The sequence below is a fragment of the Streptomyces sp. NPDC098789 genome (assembly GCF_044759975.1).
GTDB lineage: Bacteria > Actinomycetota > Actinomycetes > Streptomycetales > Streptomycetaceae > Streptomyces.
Window position 1 is genome coordinate 543,055 of sequence record NZ_JBIWAJ010000002.1, and the last position, 20,009, is coordinate 563,063.

At 72.9% G+C, this 20,009-nt stretch carries 21 protein-coding genes; 9 read left to right on the forward strand and 12 right to left on the reverse strand.

The genetic code is table 11. The annotated features are described in order from the left end of the window. Nucleotides 1–25: 25 nt before the first annotated feature. Complete coding sequence (locus ACIQWR_RS06715; protein WP_404005560.1) at nucleotides 26–748, forward strand: esterase/lipase family protein; 723 nt, start codon at nucleotides 26–28, stop codon at nucleotides 746–748. Nucleotides 749–820: 72 nt separating this feature from the next. Here ACIQWR_RS06715 and ACIQWR_RS06720 read toward each other — a convergent pair whose 3' ends face one another. Continuing rightward, nucleotides 821–1,438, reverse strand: coding sequence for a hypothetical protein (locus ACIQWR_RS06720; RefSeq protein ID WP_404005561.1), 618 nt, complete (start codon nucleotides 1,436–1,438; stop codon nucleotides 821–823). Between the two features lie 78 nt (nucleotides 1,439–1,516). On the opposite strand from ACIQWR_RS06720, the gene ACIQWR_RS06725 reads away from it, so the two are divergent. Further along, on the forward strand, nucleotides 1,517–2,281 hold the full coding sequence (locus tag ACIQWR_RS06725) for a hypothetical protein (RefSeq protein WP_404005562.1): 765 nt from the start codon (nucleotides 1,517–1,519) through the stop codon (nucleotides 2,279–2,281). Between the two features lie 191 nt (nucleotides 2,282–2,472). On the opposite strand, the gene ACIQWR_RS06730 is transcribed toward ACIQWR_RS06725, so the two are convergent. After that, on the reverse strand, nucleotides 2,473–2,895 hold the full coding sequence (locus ACIQWR_RS06730) for a MarR family winged helix-turn-helix transcriptional regulator (RefSeq protein WP_404005564.1): 423 nt from the start codon (nucleotides 2,893–2,895) through the stop codon (nucleotides 2,473–2,475). Nucleotides 2,896–2,986: 91 nt separating this feature from the next. Here ACIQWR_RS06730 and ACIQWR_RS06735 point away from each other — a divergent pair, with 91 nt between their 5' ends. From ACIQWR_RS06735 to ACIQWR_RS06745, 3 genes are all read left to right on the forward strand, one after another. Further along, entirely contained in the window at nucleotides 2,987–4,009 is a 1,023-nt protein-coding gene (locus ACIQWR_RS06735; RefSeq protein WP_404005565.1) for an NADP-dependent oxidoreductase, read from the forward strand. Nucleotides 4,010–4,074: 65 nt separating this feature from the next. Next, complete coding sequence (locus tag ACIQWR_RS06740; protein ID WP_351044105.1) at nucleotides 4,075–4,497, forward strand: organic hydroperoxide resistance protein; 423 nt, start codon at nucleotides 4,075–4,077, stop codon at nucleotides 4,495–4,497. 125 nt (nucleotides 4,498–4,622) lie between these two features. After that, a complete protein-coding gene (locus ACIQWR_RS06745) occupies nucleotides 4,623–5,540 on the forward strand; it encodes an EI24 domain-containing protein (RefSeq protein ID WP_404005567.1) in 918 nt (305 codons plus the stop codon). Here ACIQWR_RS06745 and ACIQWR_RS06750 read toward each other — a convergent pair. After that, a complete protein-coding gene (locus tag ACIQWR_RS06750) occupies nucleotides 5,530–6,426 on the reverse strand; it encodes an NAD(P)-dependent oxidoreductase (RefSeq protein ID WP_404005568.1) in 897 nt (298 codons plus the stop codon). The two genes, ACIQWR_RS06745 and ACIQWR_RS06750, sit on opposite strands and share 11 nt — an antisense overlap. Nucleotides 6,427–6,543: 117 nt before the next feature. Here ACIQWR_RS06750 and ACIQWR_RS06755 point away from each other — a divergent pair, with 117 nt between their 5' ends. Beyond that, entirely contained in the window at nucleotides 6,544–6,948 is a 405-nt protein-coding gene (locus ACIQWR_RS06755; protein WP_404005569.1) for a winged helix-turn-helix transcriptional regulator, read from the forward strand. On the opposite strand, the gene ACIQWR_RS06760 is transcribed toward ACIQWR_RS06755, so the two are convergent. Then, nucleotides 6,945–7,532 carry a TetR/AcrR family transcriptional regulator gene (locus ACIQWR_RS06760; RefSeq protein ID WP_404005571.1) on the reverse strand — a complete coding sequence of 196 codons (588 nt, stop codon included), beginning with the start codon at nucleotides 7,530–7,532 and terminating at the stop codon, nucleotides 6,945–6,947. The two genes, ACIQWR_RS06755 and ACIQWR_RS06760, sit on opposite strands and share 4 nt — an antisense overlap. Nucleotides 7,533–7,683: 151 nt before the next feature. On the opposite strand from ACIQWR_RS06760, the gene ACIQWR_RS06765 reads away from it, so the two are divergent. Beyond that, the gene (locus ACIQWR_RS06765; RefSeq protein ID WP_404005572.1) at nucleotides 7,684–10,161 is read left to right on the forward strand and encodes a beta-glucosidase; all 2,478 of its coding nucleotides are present in this window, start codon (nucleotides 7,684–7,686) and stop codon (nucleotides 10,159–10,161) included. A 117-nt stretch (nucleotides 10,162–10,278) separates the two neighbouring features. On the opposite strand, the gene ACIQWR_RS06770 is transcribed toward ACIQWR_RS06765, so the two are convergent. Continuing rightward, on the reverse strand, nucleotides 10,279–11,178 hold the full coding sequence (locus ACIQWR_RS06770) for an SGNH/GDSL hydrolase family protein (protein ID WP_404005574.1): 900 nt from the start codon (nucleotides 11,176–11,178) through the stop codon (nucleotides 10,279–10,281). Nucleotides 11,179–11,428: 250 nt separating this feature from the next. Here ACIQWR_RS06770 and ACIQWR_RS06775 point away from each other — a divergent pair, with 250 nt between their 5' ends. Next, nucleotides 11,429–11,923, forward strand: coding sequence for a DUF3145 domain-containing protein (locus tag ACIQWR_RS06775; RefSeq protein WP_385776115.1), 495 nt, complete (start codon nucleotides 11,429–11,431; stop codon nucleotides 11,921–11,923). 152 nt (nucleotides 11,924–12,075) lie between these two features. Here ACIQWR_RS06775 and ACIQWR_RS06780 read toward each other — a convergent pair whose 3' ends face one another. From ACIQWR_RS06780 to ACIQWR_RS06800, 5 genes are all read right to left on the reverse strand, one after another. After that, nucleotides 12,076–13,341, reverse strand: a complete 1,266-nt coding sequence (locus ACIQWR_RS06780) for a beta-ketoacyl-[acyl-carrier-protein] synthase family protein (RefSeq protein WP_404005575.1) — start codon at nucleotides 13,339–13,341, stop codon at nucleotides 12,076–12,078. Between the two features lie 79 nt (nucleotides 13,342–13,420). Beyond that, nucleotides 13,421–13,672, reverse strand: a complete 252-nt coding sequence (locus ACIQWR_RS06785; RefSeq protein ID WP_404005577.1) for an acyl carrier protein — start codon at nucleotides 13,670–13,672, stop codon at nucleotides 13,421–13,423. 60 nt (nucleotides 13,673–13,732) lie between these two features. Then, on the reverse strand, nucleotides 13,733–14,737 hold the full coding sequence (locus ACIQWR_RS06790) for a ketoacyl-ACP synthase III (protein WP_399266018.1): 1,005 nt from the start codon (nucleotides 14,735–14,737) through the stop codon (nucleotides 13,733–13,735). Nucleotides 14,738–14,756: 19 nt separating this feature from the next. Then, on the reverse strand, nucleotides 14,757–15,674 hold the full coding sequence (locus tag ACIQWR_RS06795) for an ACP S-malonyltransferase (RefSeq protein ID WP_404005579.1): 918 nt from the start codon (nucleotides 15,672–15,674) through the stop codon (nucleotides 14,757–14,759). Between the two features lie 89 nt (nucleotides 15,675–15,763). Further along, entirely contained in the window at nucleotides 15,764–16,990 is a 1,227-nt protein-coding gene (locus ACIQWR_RS06800; protein ID WP_404005580.1) for a PucR family transcriptional regulator, read from the reverse strand. Nucleotides 16,991–17,085: 95 nt separating this feature from the next. Between ACIQWR_RS06800 and ACIQWR_RS06805 the strand changes: the two genes are divergently transcribed. Then, nucleotides 17,086–17,805 carry a pirin family protein gene (locus ACIQWR_RS06805; RefSeq protein ID WP_404005582.1) on the forward strand — a complete coding sequence of 240 codons (720 nt, stop codon included), beginning with the start codon at nucleotides 17,086–17,088 and terminating at the stop codon, nucleotides 17,803–17,805. A gap of 10 nt (nucleotides 17,806–17,815) precedes the next feature. Here ACIQWR_RS06805 and ACIQWR_RS06810 read toward each other — a convergent pair whose 3' ends face one another. Both ACIQWR_RS06810 and ACIQWR_RS06815 read right to left on the reverse strand, forming a co-directional pair. Further along, nucleotides 17,816–18,976: a peptidoglycan recognition protein gene (locus tag ACIQWR_RS06810; RefSeq protein ID WP_404005583.1), complete on the reverse strand. Its 1,161-nt coding sequence runs from the start codon at nucleotides 18,974–18,976 to the stop codon at nucleotides 17,816–17,818. A 149-nt stretch (nucleotides 18,977–19,125) separates the two neighbouring features. Continuing rightward, nucleotides 19,126–19,947 (reverse strand): serine hydrolase domain-containing protein, encoded by an 822-nt coding sequence (locus tag ACIQWR_RS06815; protein ID WP_399266319.1) that lies wholly within the window; start codon nucleotides 19,945–19,947, stop codon nucleotides 19,126–19,128. Nucleotides 19,948–20,009: the final 62 nt, after the last annotated feature.

Below are 20,009 nucleotides of genomic sequence, written 5' to 3' on the forward strand. Positions count from 1 at the left end.
TGCGTAACAAGGTAAGGGGGACCCGATGCTGACGGCCCGCCAGAAGTTCCTGACCCTTCTGACGCTCTGCCTGACCTGCTGCCTCGCGCTCGTGGCGCCGCTCCCGGCGCTGGCCGCGCAGCGGGCCGAGCACCGGGCCGCCGCCACGGTGCAGCAGCACGTGCCGGTGATCTTCGTCCACGGCTACAACGCGGACCCCGGGGTGTGGGGCGCGCTGCGCGAGGACCTGCGCGCCGCCGGGTACGCGGACTCGGAGCTCTTCTCGTGGGGTTACGACACCCACCAGTCGGTCAACGAGGTGCTCTCGGACCGCTTCGCCGGCTACGTCGACCAGGTCCGCCGCCAGACCGGGGCCGCCCGGGTCGACGTGGTCGCGCACTCCTTCGGCTCGCTCGTCACCCGCTGGTACGTGAAGTTCGGCGGCGGCGCCCCCGTCGTCGACCACTGGATCTCGCTCGCCGGACCCAACCACGGCACCTACATCAGCTGGGGCTGCGTCATCTGGGACCAGGCCTGCCGTGACATGAGCCCCGGCTCCTACGTGCAGAAGAAGCTCGCGGAGGGCGACGAGACGCCCGGCGCGGTCGAGTACGCGACCTTCTGGTCCTCCTGTGACGAGGTCATCAACCCCGACAGCAGTGTGGCCCTCGCCGGAGCCCTCAACACCTACGCGGGCTGCCTCAAGCACAACGACTTCCTCGGCGACGACGGGGTCTCGGCCGGGGTCCGCGCCTTCCTCGCCACGTGAGACCCGGGCCACGTGAGACCCGGGCCGCCTGAGGCCCGGGCCGCCTGAGGTCCGGGCTGTGTGCGGCCCGGGCTACGCGCTGCCCCGGTCGGCCGGCGGCTCGTACGCGATGCGCTGGAGCAGGCCGTAGGTGAACTCCGCCACGCAGGGGCGCGGCGCCCCGGCGGCGTCGGGCCCGGTGAAGGCCAGCCGCCACCGGGTCGGCGCGGTGCCCTCCATCGGGCGGGCGGGCGCGAAGGCCCGCGCCACCTCGTCCACCGTCGCCGACCACGGCAGCAGGTCGTCCAGGGTCGCCAGCGCGGGCCCGGCCGCGCCCGGCGCCCGTACGAGCCACTCGTTCCACACCGCTCCGTCCGGCGCGGCCAGCACCTCGAAGCGGAGGTCCGGCCAGAGCGGTACGGGCCACAGCAGCGCCTCGCACTCCAGGTCCCCGATGCGGCGCCGGGCCACCGACTCGGCCGGGCCCAACACCGAGCGGTAGCGGGTCAGCGCCCCGCGCGCCCGGGGCGAGCGGACCATCGCCTGCCACCGCTTGTTCGCCTCCCGCTGCTCGGCGAGGGAGGCGCCGAGCCGGATCCGGGCCCGGTCGGCGAGCTCGGGCTGGAAGTCGGACATCCGGCGCAACAGCACCAACTGGAAGTCCTCCGGGCCGAAGCGGGACGTCGGGCGGGAGGCGGGGGCGGCGGCCATGCGCCCCAGAATTGCACACAGGATCCTTACACCCCCGCGATACGGATGTTGCGGATGACCACGTAGCCTGCGGGCGCCATGGACTATTGCCACGCCTGCCGGAGGCACCTCAACGGCGCACTGGCGTGCGCCGGGTGCGGAACTCCGATCGAGTACCTGACCGACACGCCCGCGCCCGCCGCCCCGCCCGGGTACGCCGGCCGGCCCACCCACCCCGGCGGCCCCGCCGACGGCCCCACCGCGCAGTTCGCCGCCGCGCCCGGCGCCGTTTCGTACGGCGCGCTTCCCTACGGCGCGGCTCCGGCCGACGTCGCGGGAGGGGGCGCGGGAGGGGACGCGCAGGCGAGCCGCCGCGCCGGAGCCCGCCGTCGGGTGCACCGGCGTCGCCGCCGGACCGCGCTGACCATGGGGCTGGGCCTGGTGCTCGCGGTCGGGGTCACCTTCGCGCTGGCCCGGCTCACGACCGACGGGCGGCAGGGCTCGTCCGACGTCATGCTCAAGGACGGCGCGGGCGCGCAGCAGCCGCTCTCGACCCGGGACCCGTCGGACGCGGGCGCGGCCCCGTCCTCCGGGAGCGCCTCCGCGAAGCCCAGCGGCTCGGCCTCGGCCAGTCCGTCGGCCAGTGCCTCCCGCTCCGCGAGCGCCTCGGCGTCGGCGAGCGCCTCGGCCTCCGTCCGGCCGTCCGCCAGCGAATCGGGGCCGGAGGGGCCGGTGGGCCCGAGCGCGTCGACGCGGCCCCCGCAGAGCCCGTCGGCCTCCACGAAGCCCTCCAAGAAGCCCAAGCCCTCGCCGAGCCCGTCGCCGAGCCCGTCGGACGAGTGCTGGCCCTGGTGGTGGTGCTGAGCCGATGCGCCGGGCCGGCCGCCAGGCCGTCTCTTTCGGATCCTGCCGGGCCCGCGGCGTCCGGCACCGCGCCTGGCCGCACTGCCGGGGCGACCGAGTACGTCCAGTACGCGGACGCCCCGGCAGCACGGCCATGCACGGCACCAGACGCCGCGGGCTCGACCGACAAGATCCGAAAGAGACGGCCCAGGTCAGCCCAGCATCAGCTTGAGCAGGTCCCGCAGGACCGCCCGCTCGGCCGTGGAGAGTCCGGCCAGCGGCTCCCGCGCGAAGTCGAGCGACTCGCGCAGCCGGTCGGCGGTCTGTAGTCCCGCGTCGGTGGCGGCGGCCAGCTTCACCCGCCGGTCGGCCGGGTCGGGGCGGCGCTCGACCAGGCCCCGGCCCTCCAGCCGGTCGATGATGCCGGTCACGTTGGACGGCTCGCACTTGAGCTTCTGGGCGATCCTGCGCATGGGCATCGGCTCCAGGGAGAGCAGCCCCAGGACACGCGCCTGGGCGCCGGTCAGCTGGTGGCTGGCGGCCGCGTGCTCGTACTCCTCGTGGTAGCGGGCCACGACGGTGCCGATGAGTTCGACGACCTCGACGGTCAGGGGGTCCGTGCGACGACTGGGCATGGAACCAGCGTACCCATTTACTTGACAACATGAAATATCCAGGAGCATGGTTGTTTCAGGTCGTTAAGTAATTTCTCTCCGGGAGCGCTTCATGTCTGAGATTCCTGCCGTCAGCCGCGAGTGGCATCTGGTCGCCCGTCCGCAGGGCTGGCCCGTCGCCACCGACTTCGCGCTGCGAGAGGTGCCGCTCTCGGCGACCCCCGGGGCCGGCCGCATCCTCGTCCGCAACCTCCACATGTCGGTGGACCCGTACATGCGCGGTCGGATGAACGACGTGAAGTCCTACATCCCGCCGTTCCAGCTCGATGCCCCGATGGACGGCGGCGCGGTCGGCGAGGTCGTTGCCTCCGCCGCCGAGGGCTTCGAGGTCGGGGACCACGTCCTGCACGGGCTGGGCTGGCGCGAGTACGCGGAGTTCGACGCGAAGCACGCCGTCAAGGTGGACGCCTCGCTCGCCCCGCTCTCCGCCTACCTGGGCGTGCTCGGCATGCCGGGCATGACCGCCTACGCGGGCCTCTTCGAGGTCGCCTCCTTCAAGGAGGGGGACTCCGTCTTCGTCTCCGGCGCGGCGGGCGCGGTCGGCAGCCTCGTCGGCCAGTTCGCGAAGATCAAGGGCGCGTCCCGGGTGATCGGCTCGGCCGGTTCGGACGAGAAGGTGACCACGCTCACGGAGAAGTACGGCTTCGACGCCGCCTTCAACTACAAGAACGGCCCCGTCGCCGAGCAGCTGAAGGAGGCCGCCCCCGAGGGCATCGACGTCTACTTCGACAACGTCGGCGGCGACCACCTGGAAGCGGCCATCAGCTCCCTCAAGGTGCACGGCCGGGCCACCCTGTGCGGCGCGATCGCGCAGTACAACGCCACCGAGCCGACCCCCGGCCCGCGCAACCTCGCGCTGGTCATCGGCAAGCGGCTGCGGCTCCAGGGCATCCTCGTCGGCGACCACGCCGGCCTCCAGCAGCAGTTCGTCCAGGACGTGGCCGGATGGCTGCGTTCCGGTGAGCTGACCTACGACGAGACGGTCGTCGAAGGCGTGGAGAACGCGGCCGAGGCGTTCCTCGGACTGCTGCGCGGCGACAACACCGGAAAGATGATCGTTTCCTTCACCGGTTAGGCTCACTCCAGACCGTCGCGATCGTGGGCGCGAGTCGCGGCGACTTACCAGGAGGATTTCCTTACATGTCGATCCAGCAGTCCGACGTCGTCTACACCGCTGTCGCCACCGCCGAGAACGGCCGTGACGGCCGCGTCGCCACCAGCGACGGTCAGCTCGACGTCGTCGTGAACCCGCCGAAGGAGATGGGCGGCAGCGGCGCCGGCACCAACCCGGAGGCGCTCTTCGCCGCCGGTTACAGCGCCTGCTTCCAGGGTGCGCTCGGCGTCGTCGCCCGCAACGAGAAGGCCGACATCTCGGGCTCCACCGTCACCGCCGAGGTCGGCATCGGCAAGAACGACGAGGGCTTCGGCATCATCGTCAAGATCTCGGCCTCCATCCCGAACGTGGACGCCGCCACCGCCAAGGACCTCATCGAGAAGGCCCACCAGGTCTGCCCGTACTCCAAGGCGACCCGCGGCAACATCACCGTCGAGCTGGCGGTCTGATCCCACCGCGGTGAAGCGTGCGGCGCGCGACACGATGCGCGCGGCACGCACGCGGTGACCACGCAGTACGCAGCACGGGCCGCACCCCCGCCCAGGGGGTGCGGCCCGCGCCGTAAGCTGGCCGGATGAGTGATCTTGCGGGGGGATTCCGCTACCTACTGGCCGGACAGCGCTGGGTGCTGGGACACGGGCGTTGGCTCGGCTTCGGCCTGCTGCCGGGACTGGTGTCCCTGGTCCTGTACGCGGGCGCGCTGATCGGGCTCGGCTTCGGCGCCGACGACTTCGTCGCCTGGGTGACCCCCTTCGCCGACGACTGGTCCTCGCCCTGGCTCGCGGTCTTCCGCGGCTTCCTGACCGCCCTGGTCTTCGGGCTCGGCCTCTTCCTCGCGGTGATCACCTTCACCGCGGTGACCCTGCTGATCGGCCAGCCGTTCTACGAGTCCCTCTCCGAGGAGGTCGACCGCGGCGAGGGCGGCGAGGTGCCCGAGTCCGGCCTCTCCCTGTGGCGGGAGCTGTGGATCTCGGCCCGCGACAGCCTGCGGCTGCTCGGGCGGGTGCTCCTCTACGGGGTCCTGCTCTTCGCCCTCGGCTTCATCCCGGTGATCGGGCAGACCGTCGTCCCCGCCATCGGCTTCTGCGTCTCCGGCTACTTCCTCACCCAGGAGCTGACCAGCGTCGCCCTCATGCGCCGCCGGGTGGAGCTCCCCGGGCAGCTCGCCCTGCTGCGGTCGCGGCGGATGCTGGCCCTCGGCTTCGGCGTACCGCTGGTGCTGGCCTTCATCGTGCCGCTCGTGGCGGTGTTCCTGATGCCCGGCGCGGTCGCGGGCGCCACCCTGATGGTCCGGGACCTCACCGCGGACCCGGAGCCCGATTCCGGTGCCACCCCCGGCACCGATGCGGGCGAAGGCGGCCGCGCGCAGGGCTTCGGCCCGCCGCCCGAGGGCTACGGTCCGCCGGCCACGGCGTACGGCGCCCAGGCCGCGGGATACGGCCGCCCGGCCGGTGGGACCACCGGCGGGGTCGACAGCGGCTTCAAAGGCTGAGCAGCCCGATCGCGCCGGCCGTGTCCTCGGCCCCGTACGCGGGGTCCGCGGCCAGCCGGCGCGCCATCAGCTCCAGGTAGGGCGCGATCAGCTCCGCGCTGACCCCCTGCTCCTCGGCCGTGCGCAGCAGCGTCGGGGCGCCCGCCACCTGCATGGCCAGGTTGGAGACCACCCCCGAGGTGAAGTCGCCCGACTCCAGCCGCTCGGCCGCCCCCGGCACGAAGTGCCCCATCGCGCCCAGCCACTCCGACAGCAGCGGCGCCAGCGACGAGGGCGCGATCCCCTCGCTCCGGACCAGCGCGTAGGCGTGCGAGACCCCGGCGAACAGCCCGTACATCGCGCTCAGCAGCGCCACGTCGTGCAGGGCCGCGTGACCGGGGTCCGTACCGACGAACCGGGCCCCGGCCGGGACCTCCAGGGCCGCGCGGTGCTCCTCGTACAGCTCCTGCGAGCCGCTGTAGAAGACGTAGCCGCCGGCCGCGGGGACACCGATCATCGGCGGCACCGCCATGATCCCGCCGTCCAGGAACCGGGCCCCGCGGGCCGCGGCCCGGGCGGCCTGCGCCCGCGCCGCCGACGGGGTGCCGGTGGTCAGGTCCACCAGGTCCTTGCCCGTCAGGTCGACCCCGTCGAGGGCCTCCCGCACCGACGCGTCGTCCAGCAGGCACAGGACCACCAGCGTGCCCGCGGCCACCGCGTCGGCGGCGCTGGCGGCGACCGTGGCGCCCTCGGCGGCGAGCGCCGCGGTGCGGGCGGGCGTGCGGTTCCAGACGGTCAGGGGGTGCCCGGCGGCGAGCCAGGCGCGGGCCAGGGCGGAGCCCATGGCCCCGGTGCCGAGCAGGGTGACGGGGGTGGGTGCGGACGGTGTGGTGTGTGTCGTGGTCATGCCCCTTAGCCTTGGGGCGGGCCGAAAGATGATCAAGTACGCACTTCGGAGTGGGTGCTTACCCCGAGGTGGGTGCCCACCTGCGGGTACGTGCGCGGACGAGGGGGAGGGCGCGGGATGGCGGCGACGAACAGGCCGGGATCGAGCCACTGCGGGATCGACGCGGCGATGGACGTCATCGGCGGCAAGTGGAAGGTGCTCATCCTGTGGGCCCTGGGCGAGGCGCCGCAGCGCTTCGGCGCGCTGCGCAGGCTGATCCCCGGAGTCACCGAGAAGGTGCTCGCCGCGCAGCTGCGCGAGCTGGAGGCCGACGGCGTCGTGCACCGCGAGGCCCACGACGAGGTGCCGCCCCGGGTCGAGTACTCCCTGACCCCGCTGGGCGTCGAGCTGAACGGGGCGCTGGCCCCGCTGGGCGCCTGGGGCCGCAAGCACCTCGTACCCGGCGCCCCGGGCCCGGCCGAAACGGGCCCGGCCGAAACGGACCCGGCCGAAACGGGCTCGGCCGGAGCGGGCCCGGCCTAGGCGGGGTCCGCTGCGGCCGGACCCCGCAGCAGGGTCAGGAAGGAGCGGAAGGCCGCCGGCATGTCCACCGATTCCGGGGCCAGCAGCCACTGGTACTGGAGGCCGTCCATGACCGCGGTGAGCAGCGGGGCCGCCTCCTCGGGGGTGAGCCCCGACGGCAGCCGGTCGCCGAACTCGGCGCGCAGCGCCGCGCCCATCTCCCCGCGCACCTGCGCGTAGCGCGCGGTGAAGAACTCCCGCGCCGGGTGCTCGTCCGTCACGCTCTCGCCCAGCAGTGCCGAGAAGGTCTGCACGATCCCGGGGCGCATCGCGTTGTACTCCACCAGCGAGGCCAGCAGGTCCAGGCGCCAGTGCTCGGCCGAGGTCCGCGAGCCGCCGCCGGTGTCCCAGCGGTCGCGCTCCTCCAGGACCGCGACCAGGAGGGACTCCTTGGTGGGGAAGTAGTGCAGCAGGCCCTGCTGGGTGAGCCCCACGCGCTCGGCCACGGAGGCCAGGGACGCGCCCCGGTAGCCGCGTTCCGCGATGACCTCGACCGCGGCGCGCAGGATGTCCCCGCGCCGCTCCTCGCTCCTGGCCCTGGCCATCCGCCCCGCCTTCCTCCGTGTCGATCGCGCCAGCAGGACCGTACGCCATGCCGATAAAATAACGAACACATCACGAACCCTACCGTTCAACAGGGAACGGGTCCACGATGGGGTCACCCGCACCCAGCAGCACCCGACGAGGAGGCAGGCCGTGGCAGGCGACGCCCTCACCACCACCCCCCAGGCACCCCGAGCCGACCGGATCCGCGAAGACGCGGTGGACGCCGCGCTCGGCAAGCTCGATCTCGACACCAAGGCCCGGCTGCTCGCCGGCCAGGACATGTGGACGCTGCCCGCCCTCCCCGAGATCGGGCTGGGCTCCCTGGTCTTCTCCGACGGGCCGATCGGCGTCCGCGGCGTCCGCTGGACCGCGGACGACCCGTCCGTCGCCCTGCCCTCGCCGACCGCGCTCGCCGCCGCCTGGGACCCGGCGCTGGCCCGCCGGGCCGGCCGACTGCTCGCCCAGGAGGCCCGCCGCAAGGGCGTGCACGTCCTGCTGGCGCCCACCGTCAACCTGCACCGCTCCCCGCTGGGCGGGCGCCACTTCGAGTGCTACTCCGAGGACCCGTACCTGACCGGCGCCATCGGCACCGGCTACGTCCAGGGCGTCCAGGACGGCGGGGTCGGCACCACCGTCAAGCACTTCGTCGGCAACGACGCCGAGACGGACCGCTTCACCGTCGACAGCGTGATCGCCCCGCGCCCGCTGCGCGAGCTGTACCTGGCGCCCTTCGAGGCCATCGTCACCAACGCCCACCCGTGGGGCATCATGACGGCCTACAACAAGGTCAACGGCAGCTTCATGTCCGAGCACCGCTACCTCGTCAACGAGGTGCTGCGCGGCGAGTGGGGCTTCGACGGCGCCAACGTCTCCGACTGGATGGCCGCCCGCTCCACCACCGGCGACATCCTCGGCGGCCTCGACGTCGCCATGCCCGGACCGCAGACCGTCTACGGGCCCCCGCTCGCCGAAGCCGTACGGGCCGGGGAGGTCCCCGAGTCCGCGGTCGACGACGCCGTGCGCAACGTCCTGCGCCTCGCCGCCCGGGTCGGCCTGCTCGAAGGCGCCCCGGCCGTCGTCACCACCGCCCCGGCCGCCGTCGACGGCCACGCCCTCGCCCGCGAACTGGCCGCCCGCGGCATCGTCCTCGTGCGCAACGAGAACGGCGCGCTGCCGCTGGCGACCGGGCAGCGCGCCAGGATCGCCCTGTCCGGAGCCGCCGCCCGCGACGCCCGGATCCTCGGCGGCGGCAGCGCCACCGTCTTCCCCGAGCGGATCGTCTCCCCGCTCGTCGGTCTGACCGCGGCCCTCCCGCAGGGCGCGCTGACCTTCAGCGTCGGCGCCGACCCCAGCGAGGAGCCCACCCCCGCCGACGCCGGCTTCGAGCTGCGCGCGGTCTGCCGGGACGCCTCCGGCGCCGTCATCGGCGAGGGCAGCCTGCCGTCCGGCCAGGTCCAGTGGATCGGCGACGACCTGCCCGCCGGGGTGACGTACGCGACGATGGCCTCCATCGAGGTCACCGGCACCTTCGTCCCCCGCGAGAGCGGCGAGCACGCCTTCGGCACCCGGGGCCTCGGCGCCTTCGCCCTGGCGGTGGGCGGCGCGGCGGTCTGGGAGGGCGCCCAGCTCCCGGGCAGCGAGGCCGACCCCTTCGAGGCGTTCTTCGGCGCGCCCACCGTGCGGGCCCGCGCCGTCCTCGCGGCGGGCGAGCCGGTCGAGGTCTCGCTGACCTATCAGGTCCCGGACATGAGCGCGCTGCCGCTGCGCGCGATCATGTTCTCGCTGCTCCACCTCGGGCCGCGGCGCGACGCGGACGAGCTGATCGCCGAGGCCGTGGCCGCGGCGCGGGAGGCGGACACCGCCGTCGTGGTCGTCGCCACCACCGAGCGCGTCGAATCCGAGGGCTTCGACCGCACGGACCTGGAGCTGCCCGGGCGCCAGAACGACCTCGTGCGCGCCGTCGCCGCCGCCAACCCGAACACCGTGGTCGTCATCAACACCGGCTCCCCGGTCGAACTGCCCTGGCGGGACGAGGTGGCGGCGATCCTGCTGACCTGGTTCCCCGGGCAGGAGGGCGGGGCCGCGCTGGCCGACGTGCTCCTGGGCGAGCGCGAGCCCGGCGGGCGCCTGCCCACCACCTGGCCCGCCGTGTTCGCGGACGCGCCGGTCACCGAAGTCGTCCCGGGGGAGGGGCGGCTGGAGTACCGCGAAGGGCTCCACATCGGCTACCGGGCCTACGAGAAGGCCGGGGTGAGCCCCGCCTTCTGCTTCGGGCACGGCCTCGGCTACACCGACTGGGCCTACGAGTCCCTGGAGGTGACCGCCGACGCGGCCCGGGTACGGATCCGCAACACCGGTGCCCGCCGCGGCCGCGAGGTCGTCCAGGTCTACCTGGCGCCCGTGGGCGACCCGGTGGAACGCCCGGCGAGCTGGCTCGCGGGCTTCGCGAGCCTGGAAGCGGAAGCCGGCGAGAGCGTCGAGGTCGAGATCGCGCTGCCCGCGCGGGCCTTCGAGATCTGGGACGAGGAGGCCGGTGCCTGGCGGCGCGTGGGCGGGACGTACGAGGTGCGCGCGAGCCGTTCCCACGTCGACGCGCGGCTGACCGCGACCCTTGAGGTCGGCGCCTGATCTCCGCCGACGGCCGCCTGGCCGGAAATCACCCATGAACCGGACCGGGGGCGGGCCCTGACACCCACCCCCGGTCCCTTTGTACGACCACGGGCCGGTCGAGGGGGCCGGGTGGGATCAGATGGGCGGCTTGGCCGAGGTCACCTGGCGGTGCGCCAGTTCCGCCAGGCGGGCCTGACCGTCCTTGCCCGGGTGGAACCAGTCCCAGTGGCTCAACTGCTCGGTCGTGAAGGGGTACTGGAAGACGGCGCCGCCGTCGTAGCGGCACAGCTCGTCCTTCGCGCAGACCTGCCGCAGCGCCTCGTTGTACTCCACCACGCGCGCCCGCACCTTCTCGCGCCGGGCCGTCGCCGCGGGAGCCACCGACTCGGCGTCCGCCAGCATCGACTGACAGATCCCCAGCTTCCAGATCTGCCGGCCCATCGCGCTGCCCTTGCCCTGCTCCCACAGCCGTTGCAGGTCCGGCACGCTCGACACGTACACCTGGGTCTCGGGCGCGGCCGCGCGCAGCCCCGCCAGGGCCTTCTCGAAGCCCTCCCGGAAATCGGCGACCGAGGTCATCGAAGAAGCCGTGGGCCGGCAGGCGTCGTTCGACCCCACCATCACCGTGACCAGGTCGGGACGGTGCGCGGCCGCGGCCGTCAGCTGCCCGCCCAGGTCCGCCATCCGGGCCCCGGTGACCGCGTAGTTCCAACTGCGTTCGGGGGTCAGGGCCTCGCCGAGCAGTCGGGTCGCCAGCGAGTGCACCTCGGGATCGTTGCCGGTGGCCCACGAGACCTCGGGGCAGTCCGCCAGCACCGAACAGGCGTCGAACCCGCGGGTGATGGAGTCCCCGACGGCGGCGATCGACGCGGGAGCGGTGTTCCAGCGCGGCGCGGCCTGCGCCCCGCGCTCGCCGCCCGCGGCGTCCCCGCCGTCCTGGCAGCCCGCGGCGCCCAGCGTCAGCACGGCCGCCGCCGCGCCCGCGCGCAGAACGGACTTCCGACTGCGGCGCCGCGCGGAGGTGGTGGTGCGCATGGGTGAGGTCCCTCCCTCGTCGCCCGGCGTACCCGGGGGCGTCCTGCTGAGTGAAAAGCTGTGTGTTTACGGGGCTCGGAGCGACCGTACGTCACACCACGACCCCCGGCGCACGGTAGCTTTTTCCCGTGGCGTTTCGGCCGCACGTCCCTTGCCGCAATGTCAGATCATTTCCGGTAAATTACATCACGTCACAATCTGTCCGTTTTCTGGAGTTTATTCCCGACCTCGTCCCACACTGGAGGTCCCGGTGACGACACGTGGAGTTCTGTACGTGCATTCCGCACCGCGCGCGCTCTGCCCGCATGTGGAATGGGCGGTCGCGGGCGTACTCGGGGTGCGGGTGAACCTCGACTGGATCAGGCAGCCCGCCTCTCCGGGCACATGGAGATCCGAGTTCTCCTGGCAGGCCGAACCGGGCACCGCCTCGAAGCTCGCCTCCGCACTGCGCGGCTGGCACCTGCTGCGCTTCGAGGTGACCGCCGAACCCTGTCCCACCGCCGAGGGCGAGCGCTACAGCTCCACCCCCGAACTCGGCATCTTCCACGCCGTCACCGGCATGCACGGGGACATCCTCATCCCGGAGGACCGGCTGCGCGCCGCCCTCGCCCGGTCCGTCCTCGGCGAGAGCGACCTGGAGGCGGAGGTCGCCGCCCTGCTCGGGAAGGCCTGGGACGACGAACTGGAACCCTTCCGCTACGCGGGCGAGGGCGCTCCGGTGCGCTGGCTCCACCAGGTGGTCTGAGCCTCCCCCGCGTATACAGGTGAAGGCCCGCCCGGATCACCGGGCGGGCCTTCACCTGCGTGTACTACTCGACGACGAACACCTCAGCCATCAATTGAGGAACTCCGACGGCGAGCAACCAGCTCCGCGAGAGCGGCGCCGGTTTAGGCGCACTAGACAGTGCGGAAGGCGAGCGACACGTTGTGGCCGCCGAAGCCGAACGAGTTGTTGATCGCGGAGATCGGACCGTCCACGGGCAGCTTGCGCGGCTCGCCGCGGACGATGTCCGCCGTGATGTCGTCGTCCAGGTCGTCGAGGTTGATCGTCGGCGGGGCGATCCGGTGGTACAGCGCCAGTACCGTCGCGACGGTCTCGACACCGCCCGCGCCGCCCAGCAGGTGACCCGTCATCGACTTGGTCGCGGAGATCGCGATGTGGTCGAGGTCGTCGCCCAGGACCTTGCGCAGGGCCTTCAGCTCGGCCGTGTCACCCTGCGGGGTCGACGTGGCGTGCGCGTTCAGGTGGACCAGCTCGGCCGGGTCCAGACCGGTGTTGTCCAGCAGGTTGCGCAGCGCGGCCGCGACACCGCGGCCGGTGGGCTCGGGCTGCGCGATGTGGTGGCTGTCCGCGGACAGACCCTGGCCCAGCACCTCGCAGTAGACCCGGGCACCGCGCGCGGCGGCGTGCTCGGCGGACTCCAGGACCACCACGCCCGCGCCCTCGCCGAGGACGAAGCCGTCGCGGGCCTTGTCGTACGGGCGGGAGGCCGTGGTGGGGTTGTCGTTGTTCTTGGACATCGCCATCATGTTGGCGAACGCGGCGATCGGCAGCGGGTGGATCGCCGCCTCGGTGCCGCCCGCGATGACCACGTCGGCGCGGCCGGTGCGGATCATCTCGACGGCGTAGCCGATGGCCTCGGCGCCGGAGGCGCACGCGCTGACCGGGGTGTGCACGCCGGCCTGGGCGTTGACCTCCAGGCCGACGTTGGCCGCCGGGCCGTTCGGCATGAGCATGGGGACCGTGTGCGGGGAAACCCGCCGCACGCCCTTCTCCTTCAGTACGTCGTACTGGTCGAGCAGGGTGGTGACGCCGCCGATGCCGGAGGCGATCACGGTGCCGAGACGTACGGGATCGACCGCGGGGTCCTCACCGGCCGGGCCGGTGTAGCCCGCGTCGGCCCAGGCCTCGCGGCCCGCGATCAGCGCGAACTGCGCCGAGCGGTCGAGCTTGCGGGCGAGCGGGCGGGGCAGTACCTCGCCCGGGTCCACGGCGGCCAGAGCCGCGATGCGGACCGGGAGTTCGGCGAAGCGCTCGCCTTCGAGGGGCTTGACCCCGGAACGACCGGAAAGCAGACCTTCCCAGGTCGAAGCGCTGTCGCCACCCAGCGGAGTGGTTGCGCCGATACCGGTGACGACCACGGTGCGATTGGTCGGGCTCACAGGAATTCTTTCTCCACGTGTAAGAGGGTGCTGAATTGTCACGGCGCCACCGCCGGGTGGCGACAAACGCTCGTCAGGCTCAGGCAGCCTGGTGCTTCAGGATGTAGTCCGCGGCGTCGCCGACCGTCTTGAGGTTCTTGACGTCCTCGTCCGGGATCTTGACGTCGAAGCGCTCTTCGGCGGCGACGACGACCTCGACCATGGACAGGGAGTCGACGTCCAGGTCGTCCGTGAAGGACTTCTCGATCGCGACGTCTTCGGTCGGGATACCGGCGATCTCGTTGACGATCTCCGCGAGACCCTCGACGATCTCGGACTGCGTGGCGGCCATGTGGCGCTCCTTCTTAGATAGCTAACTCTGGTGGTACAGGTCGGGAAAGGATCCCGGGCCCTAGGGGAGGGTAACGACCGTGGCTGCGTAGACGAGGCCCGCCCCGAAGCCGATGACGAGCGCGGTGTCGCCGCTCTTCGCCGCCCCGGTCGCCAGGAGCCGCTCCATCGCGAGCGGGATCGAGGCGGCCGAGGTGTTGCCGGTGGTCTCGACATCGCGGGCGACCGTGACGTGTTCCGGTAGCTTCAGAGTCTTCACCATCGAGTCGATGATCCGCATGTTCGCCTGGTGCGGGATGAAGACGTCCAGGTCGTCGACGGTGATCCCGGCCGCGTCGAGCGCCTGCTGGGCCACCTTGGCCATCTCGAAGACGGCCCAGCGGAAGACCGCCTGACCCTCCTGCGTGATGGCCGGGAACTTCTCGCCGCCGTCCTTGCCGAGCCACTCGTCCCACGGCACGGTCTGCTTGATGGTGTCGGACTTGTCGCCCTCCGAACCCCACACGGTGGGGCCGATGGCCGGCTCGTCCGAGGGGCCGATGACCACGGCGCCCGCTCCGTCACCGAAGAGGAAGGCCGTCGCGCGGTCCTCCAGGTCGGTCAGATCGGAGAGCCGCTCGACACCGATGACCAGGACGTACTGCGCCGAGCCCTCGACGACCAGGCTCTTGGCCAGGGTCAGTCCGTAGCCGAAACCGGCGCAGCCGGCGGAGATGTCGAACGCGGCGGGCTTGCCCGCGCCGATCCGGTGCGCGATCTCGGTCGCGACGGCCGGGGTCTGCTTGAAGTGCGAGACCGTCGAGACGATCACGGCGCCGATTTGCTCCGGCGAGACCCCGGAGTCGGCCAGCGCCTTGCCGGAGGCCTCGACCGACATCGCGGCGACGGTCTCCTGCGGCGAGGCCCAGTGCCGGGTCGCGATGCCGGAGCGCGAACGGATCCACTCGTCGGACGAGTCGATCGTCTCCAGGATCACCTCGTTGGGGACGACCCGCGTGGGGCGGTAGCCGCCGACACCGAGGATGCGCGCGTACGGGGAACCCTTTGCAGGCTTGATCTTCGACATGCTGTGTGGGCTCCTTCTCTCAGACCGCGTGCTCGGCGATGAGCGCAGCGGCCTTCTCGAGATCGTCGGGCGTCTTCAGCGCCACGGTCGGCACACCCTTGAGGGCGCGCTTGGCCAGCCCCGTCAGGGTGCCGCCCGGGCACAGCTCGATGATCCCGGTGACGCCTTGCGCGGCGAACGTCTCCATGCACAGGTCCCAGCGGACCGGGTTGGCGACCTGGCCGACGAGGCGGGCGACGACGTCGGCGCCCGTGCTGACGATCTGCCCGTCCTTGTTGGACACGTACTTCAGCACCGGGTCGGCCGGAGTGAGGGCCTGGGCGGCCTTCTCCAGCGTGGTGACCGCGGGTGCCATGTGGTGCGTGTGGAAGGCGCCCGCGACCTTGAGGGCGACGACCTTCATGGTGCCTTCGGGCTTGTCGGCCACCAGGGCCGCGATCTGCTCCACGGTGCCCGCGGCCACGATCTGGCCCGCGCCGTTGACGTTGGCCGGGGTGAGGCCCATCGCGGTCAGGTGTGCGACGACCACGTCCGGGTCACCGCCGAGCACGGCGGCCATGCCGGTCTCGGTGACCGCGGCGGCCTCCGCCATGCCCAGCCCGCGGGTGCGGACGAAGGACAGCGCGTCCGCCTCGCTCAGCACACCGGCGTACGCGGCGGCGGTGATCTCGCCGACGCTGTGACCGGCGACCGCGCCGAAGGCGGCCGGGGAGCCCAGCGCGGAAGCGGACAGCAGACCCGCCGCCACCAGGAGCGGCTGGGCCACGGCGGTGTCGCGGATCTCGTCCGCGTCGGCCTTCGTGCCGTAGTGGGCAAGGTCGAGCTCGATGGCGTCCGACCAGGCGGCGACGCGGTCAGCGGCACCGGGGAGGTCGAGCCAGGAAGTCAGGAAGCCGGGCGTCTGAGCGCCTTGGCCGGGAGCGACGAGTACGAGCACCCTCACACTCTCTCTTGAGTTCGGCCTGCGCCGCCCGTGGGGACAGGGACGAAGAACCGTCGGGGTAATTGTTGATGTCCGACAAAAGTCTAGGACGGCTGTTCGCCGTCGGCCAGACGCCCCAGGATCAGGGCGATCCTCAGAGTGAACGCCGAGCGGACATCTGACGGCGACCAACCGGTGACGTCGGTCACACGTCGGAGCCGGTACCGCACCGTATTCGGGTGCACGAAGAGCATCCGGGCCGCCCCTTCGAGGCTGCTCGCCTGCTCCAGGTAGACGCTCAGCGTCTCCAGCAGGGCGGATCCGGCCTCTTCGAGCGGTCTGTAGATCTCCTCCACCAACTGCTCCCGCGCAGAAGGGTCGGAGGCGATCGCGCGCTCCGGAAGGAGATCATCCGCGAGGACCGGCCGCGGGGCATCCTGCCACGCCGTGCACGCCTTCAGTCCGGCCGCGGCGGCCTGCGCCGACTTCGTCGCGTTGAGCAGGTCGGAGACCACCGGACCGGCCACCACCGCCCCCGCCGCGAACGGCCCGATCAGGGACTTCGCGACCTGCATCGGGTTGTCGCTGCCGCCCGCGATCACGACCAGCCGGTCGCCGAGGACCCCGGTCAGCACCTGGAGCTTGTGGTGCCGCGCGGCCCGCCGGATCGCCTCCACCGTCAGCTCGCTGTCCCCCTCGGGGGCGGTTCCCAGCACCACGCACACGTGGTCGGGGGAGCTCCAGCCGAGCGCCGCGGCACGCGACAGCGCGCCTTCGTCCGCCTCGCCGGACAGCACCGCGTTGACCACGAGGGACTCCAGCCGGGCGTCCCAGGCGCCGCGCGCCTCGGCCGCCTGCGCGTACACCTGGGCGGTCGCGAAGGCGATCTCCCGGGCGTAGACCAGCAGCGCCTCGCGCAGGATCGACTCGTCGCCCGGGGCCGCCACCTCGTCGATGGCGGACTCCATGACCTCGATCGTCGTACGGACCATCTCGACGGTCTGGCGCAGGGTGATCGCCCGGGTCAGCTCGCGGGGGGCCGTCCCGAAGACGTCGGTGGAGATCGCCTGGGGGGTCTCCGGGTGCCGGAACCACTCGGTGAAGGCGGCGATGCCCGCCTGCGCGACCAGGCCGATCCACGAGCGGTTCTCCGGGGGCATGGCCCGGTACCACGACAGCGTTTCGTCCATGCGGGCGATCGCGTTCGCGGCGAGGCGCCCGGAGGACTTCTCCAGCCGCCGCAGGGTCGCCGCATGGGGATGGGCGGGATGCACCTGGTGGGCGGGGTGCGTGGGATGCGCGGGGGGCTGCTCACGTTCGGGTTGGGGCACGGGACAAGACTGCCCTATCCGGACCCCGCCGCGGAGTGCCGGGTCGGCGGCCCGGCCCCGGGGCCGGGAGCGACCGGGCCGCTACGGTGGCCCCCATGATGGAAGTACGTCGTGCCGCGGACCGGTACCCGGGCGGGGACCAGGAGGCCGGGATCAGCACCCGGCACGCCTTCTCCTTCGGCAGTTTCTACGATCCGGACAACCTCGGCTTCGGCCCGGTCCGGGCCTGCAACGAGGAGTTCCTCGCCCCCGGCGCGGGCTTCGAGGAGCACGCCCACCGGCACACCGAGATCGTCACCTGGGTCGCCGAGGGCGAGCTCACCCACCGGGACAGCACCGGGCACGCCACCGTGGTGCGGGCCGGTGACGTGCAGCGGCTCAGCGCGGGCGACGGCGTCCGGCACGTCGAACGCAACGACGCGCAGGTGCCGCTCCGTTTCGTCCAGATGTGGCTGACCCCGACGAACGCCTTCGACCCGGACGGCGCGGGCGACGGCGGGGCCGGCGGGCCGGACGGGCAGGGGCCCGCGTACGAGATCGTCCGCGAGGTCCCGGACGACGCGCCCTACGCGGTGCCCGCCGCCGGTGCGGCGCTCCGGGTGCGCAGGCCCGGTGCGGGCGAGCGGATCGCCGTACCGGCCGCGCCCCGGGTCTACCTGCACGTGGTCCGCGGGGACCTGCGGCTCGACGGCGCGGTCGACGGCGCGCCCGGCGTGGAGCTGGGGCCCGGTGACTCGGTGCGGATCACCGGGGAGAGCGGTCTGGAGGTCGTCGCGGGCTCCCCGGGGGAACTGCTCCTGTGGGAACTTCCCTAGGGCCCGCCGCTCAGCCGTGGTGACCGGCGAGGGAACCGATCAGCCCGTCCAGTGAACCGCCCAGCGGGTCCCCGGCCGGATCGGCGGCGCGGGAGCGGATCGTCGGGAGCCGGCGGTAGAGGGCGGTGCCCGGACACTCGGTGGCGAACGCGTCGCGGTGGCCGGAGATCCGCTCGAAGCGCGCCTGGACGCCGGTGCGGAACGTGCCGTTGTCGAGCCCGGACGTCAGCGTGACGCTGCCCTGCGGGTCGTACCCGTACCGGCCCAGCTTCCAGGCGGCGAGCCGGGCCACCGCGGTCATCGCGGCGTCGGAGGGTTCCTGCGTGGAGTACTCGCCGATGACCGCGACGCCCATGGTGTCGGTGTTGAAGCCGAGGGTGTGCGCGCCGGTCACCGGCCGGTCGACGCCCCCGCGACGGCCCTCGAAGACGGTGCCGCACTTGTCGACGACGAAGTTGTAGCCGAGGTCCTTCCAGCCGTTCGTGCGCACGTGCAGGGTCTGCAGGCCGCGCATCAGGGCCGCCGAGTCGATGCAGTCGTAGGCGTTGGTCTGCGCGGTGTGGTGCACGAAGACCGCCTTGACCTCCTTGCCGTACACGGGGTCGTTGCCCGGTTGTTCCCGCGCGCCCCAACCGGAACGGGACACCACATCGGGGCGGGCGGCGCCGTCGCGCCGGGCGGCGGGGGCGCCCGCCGGGTACGCGGCGGGCACGGCGTCCCCCGCGGCCCCCGTGTCCGTGTCCGGTGCCGCCGGGTCGGCTCCGGGGTCGACCAGGTCCAGTCGCAGTCCGGCGGGCAGCGCGGCGCCGTGGCCCGCGACCTGGACCTCGACCCCGGTGGAGGGCCCGGCCCACAGCGGCTCGGACACCCCGCGCACGCCCTCGCCCCGCTCGGTGCCCAGCACGGTCCAGGGCGACCAGTCCCCGGTCCGCGCGGACTTCGTCCGGACCCGGATCTCTCCGTCGAGGGCCCGGTCGGGCTCGTCCCAGGAGACGGCGAGCATGCTGAAACCGGCGGTGTCCCCGTCCTCGAAGGAGGCGCCGGACCCGTTCGCCCGCAGGGGTTCGGTGCGCAGGGCGGCGCCCGGCACCCCCCGTACGGCGAGCAGTCCGACGATGCCGGTGGTGAGGGCGGCGGTGGCGGCCGTCACCACGATGCTGCGGGTGCGCACCCGGTTCTCCCCGAAGATCAACGGTGGATGGGAACCGGAATCTATCGATGCGGCGGGGCCGGAACCGGGACGCGGGTCCCGGCAATCGGGTCGGATGGGGTCATAGCCCCGGCGGCATCACCCGTTCGACACCGCCGTCGAACGTCCTTTCAGCGGCGCCCGGTCAGCGCGGCGAGCACCCCGTCGGTGAACGGCGGCCAGGCCTGGACCGCCCACGGCCCGAAGGGCCGGTCGGTCAGCGCCACGCAGGCGGCGCGGGCGTCCGGGTCCACCCAGAGGAAGGTGCCGGCCTGCCCGAAGTGGCCGAAGGTGCGCGGGGAGGAGCCGGCGCCGGTCCAGTGCGGGGACTTCCCGTCGCGGATCTCCAGGCCGAGGCCCCAGTCGTTGGGGGACTGGTGGCCGTAGCCGGGCAGGACGCCCTTGAGGCCCGGGTGCACCACGGCGGTGGCCTCGGCGACCGTGCGGACGTCCAGCAGCCGGGGGGCCTGGAGCTCGGCGGCGAAGCGGACGAGGTCGGCGACCGTGGAGACGCCGTCCTTGGCGGGGGAGCCCTCCAGGGTGGTCGAGGCCATGCCCAGCGGCTCCAGCACCGCCTGGTGCAGGTACTCGGCGAAGGCGATGCCGGTGGCCTTGGTGATGTGGTCGCCGAGCACCTCGAAGCCGGCGTTGGAGTACAGCCGCCGCTCCCCGGCCGGGGCCATCGCGCGGTGCTCGTCGAAGGCGAGGCCGCTGGTGTGCGCGAGGAGGTGGCGCACGGTCGAGCCCTCGGGGCCGGCCGGTTCGTCCAGCTCGATCGCCCCCTCCTCGTACGCGACGAGCGCGGCGTAGGCGGCGAGCGGCTTGGTGACGGAGGCCAGCGCGAAGCGGTGGTCGACCGGGCCGTGGGCGCCGGCGAGGGTTCCGTCGGCGCGTACGACGGCCGCCGCGGCGGTCGGTACCGGCCAGGTGTCGACGATCCGCAGGCTCTCCATGATCTCCGTGCTCTCCATGGGGCCGAGCCTACTTGCTTGGAGTGCACTCAAGGGTTTTAGCG

Coding starts and splice junctions, on each gene's coding strand:
- ACIQWR_RS06715 (WP_404005560.1), top strand. CDS start 26: ATGCTGACGGCCCGCCAGAAGTTCCTGACCCTTCTGACGCTCTGCCTG.
- ACIQWR_RS06720 (WP_404005561.1), bottom strand. CDS start 1,438: ATGGCCGCCGCCCCCGCCTCCCGCCCGACGTCCCGCTTCGGCCCGGAG.
- ACIQWR_RS06725 (WP_404005562.1), top strand. CDS start 1,517: ATGGACTATTGCCACGCCTGCCGGAGGCACCTCAACGGCGCACTGGCG.
- ACIQWR_RS06730 (WP_404005564.1), bottom strand. CDS start 2,895: ATGCCCAGTCGTCGCACGGACCCCCTGACCGTCGAGGTCGTCGAACTC.
- ACIQWR_RS06735 (WP_404005565.1), top strand. CDS start 2,987: ATGTCTGAGATTCCTGCCGTCAGCCGCGAGTGGCATCTGGTCGCCCGT.
- ACIQWR_RS06740 (WP_351044105.1), top strand. CDS start 4,075: ATGTCGATCCAGCAGTCCGACGTCGTCTACACCGCTGTCGCCACCGCC.
- ACIQWR_RS06745 (WP_404005567.1), top strand. CDS start 4,623: ATGAGTGATCTTGCGGGGGGATTCCGCTACCTACTGGCCGGACAGCGC.
- ACIQWR_RS06750 (WP_404005568.1), bottom strand. CDS start 6,426: ATGACCACGACACACACCACACCGTCCGCACCCACCCCCGTCACCCTG.
- ACIQWR_RS06755 (WP_404005569.1), top strand. CDS start 6,544: ATGGCGGCGACGAACAGGCCGGGATCGAGCCACTGCGGGATCGACGCG.
- ACIQWR_RS06760 (WP_404005571.1), bottom strand. CDS start 7,532: ATGGCCAGGGCCAGGAGCGAGGAGCGGCGCGGGGACATCCTGCGCGCC.
- ACIQWR_RS06770 (WP_404005574.1), bottom strand. CDS start 11,178: ATGCGCACCACCACCTCCGCGCGGCGCCGCAGTCGGAAGTCCGTTCTG.
- ACIQWR_RS06785 (WP_404005577.1), bottom strand. CDS start 13,672: ATGGCCGCCACGCAGTCCGAGATCGTCGAGGGTCTCGCGGAGATCGTC.
- ACIQWR_RS06790 (WP_399266018.1), bottom strand. CDS start 14,737: ATGTCGAAGATCAAGCCTGCAAAGGGTTCCCCGTACGCGCGCATCCTC.
- ACIQWR_RS06805 (WP_404005582.1), top strand. CDS start 17,086: ATGATGGAAGTACGTCGTGCCGCGGACCGGTACCCGGGCGGGGACCAG.
- ACIQWR_RS06815 (WP_399266319.1), bottom strand. CDS start 19,947: ATGGAGAGCCTGCGGATCGTCGACACCTGGCCGGTACCGACCGCCGCG.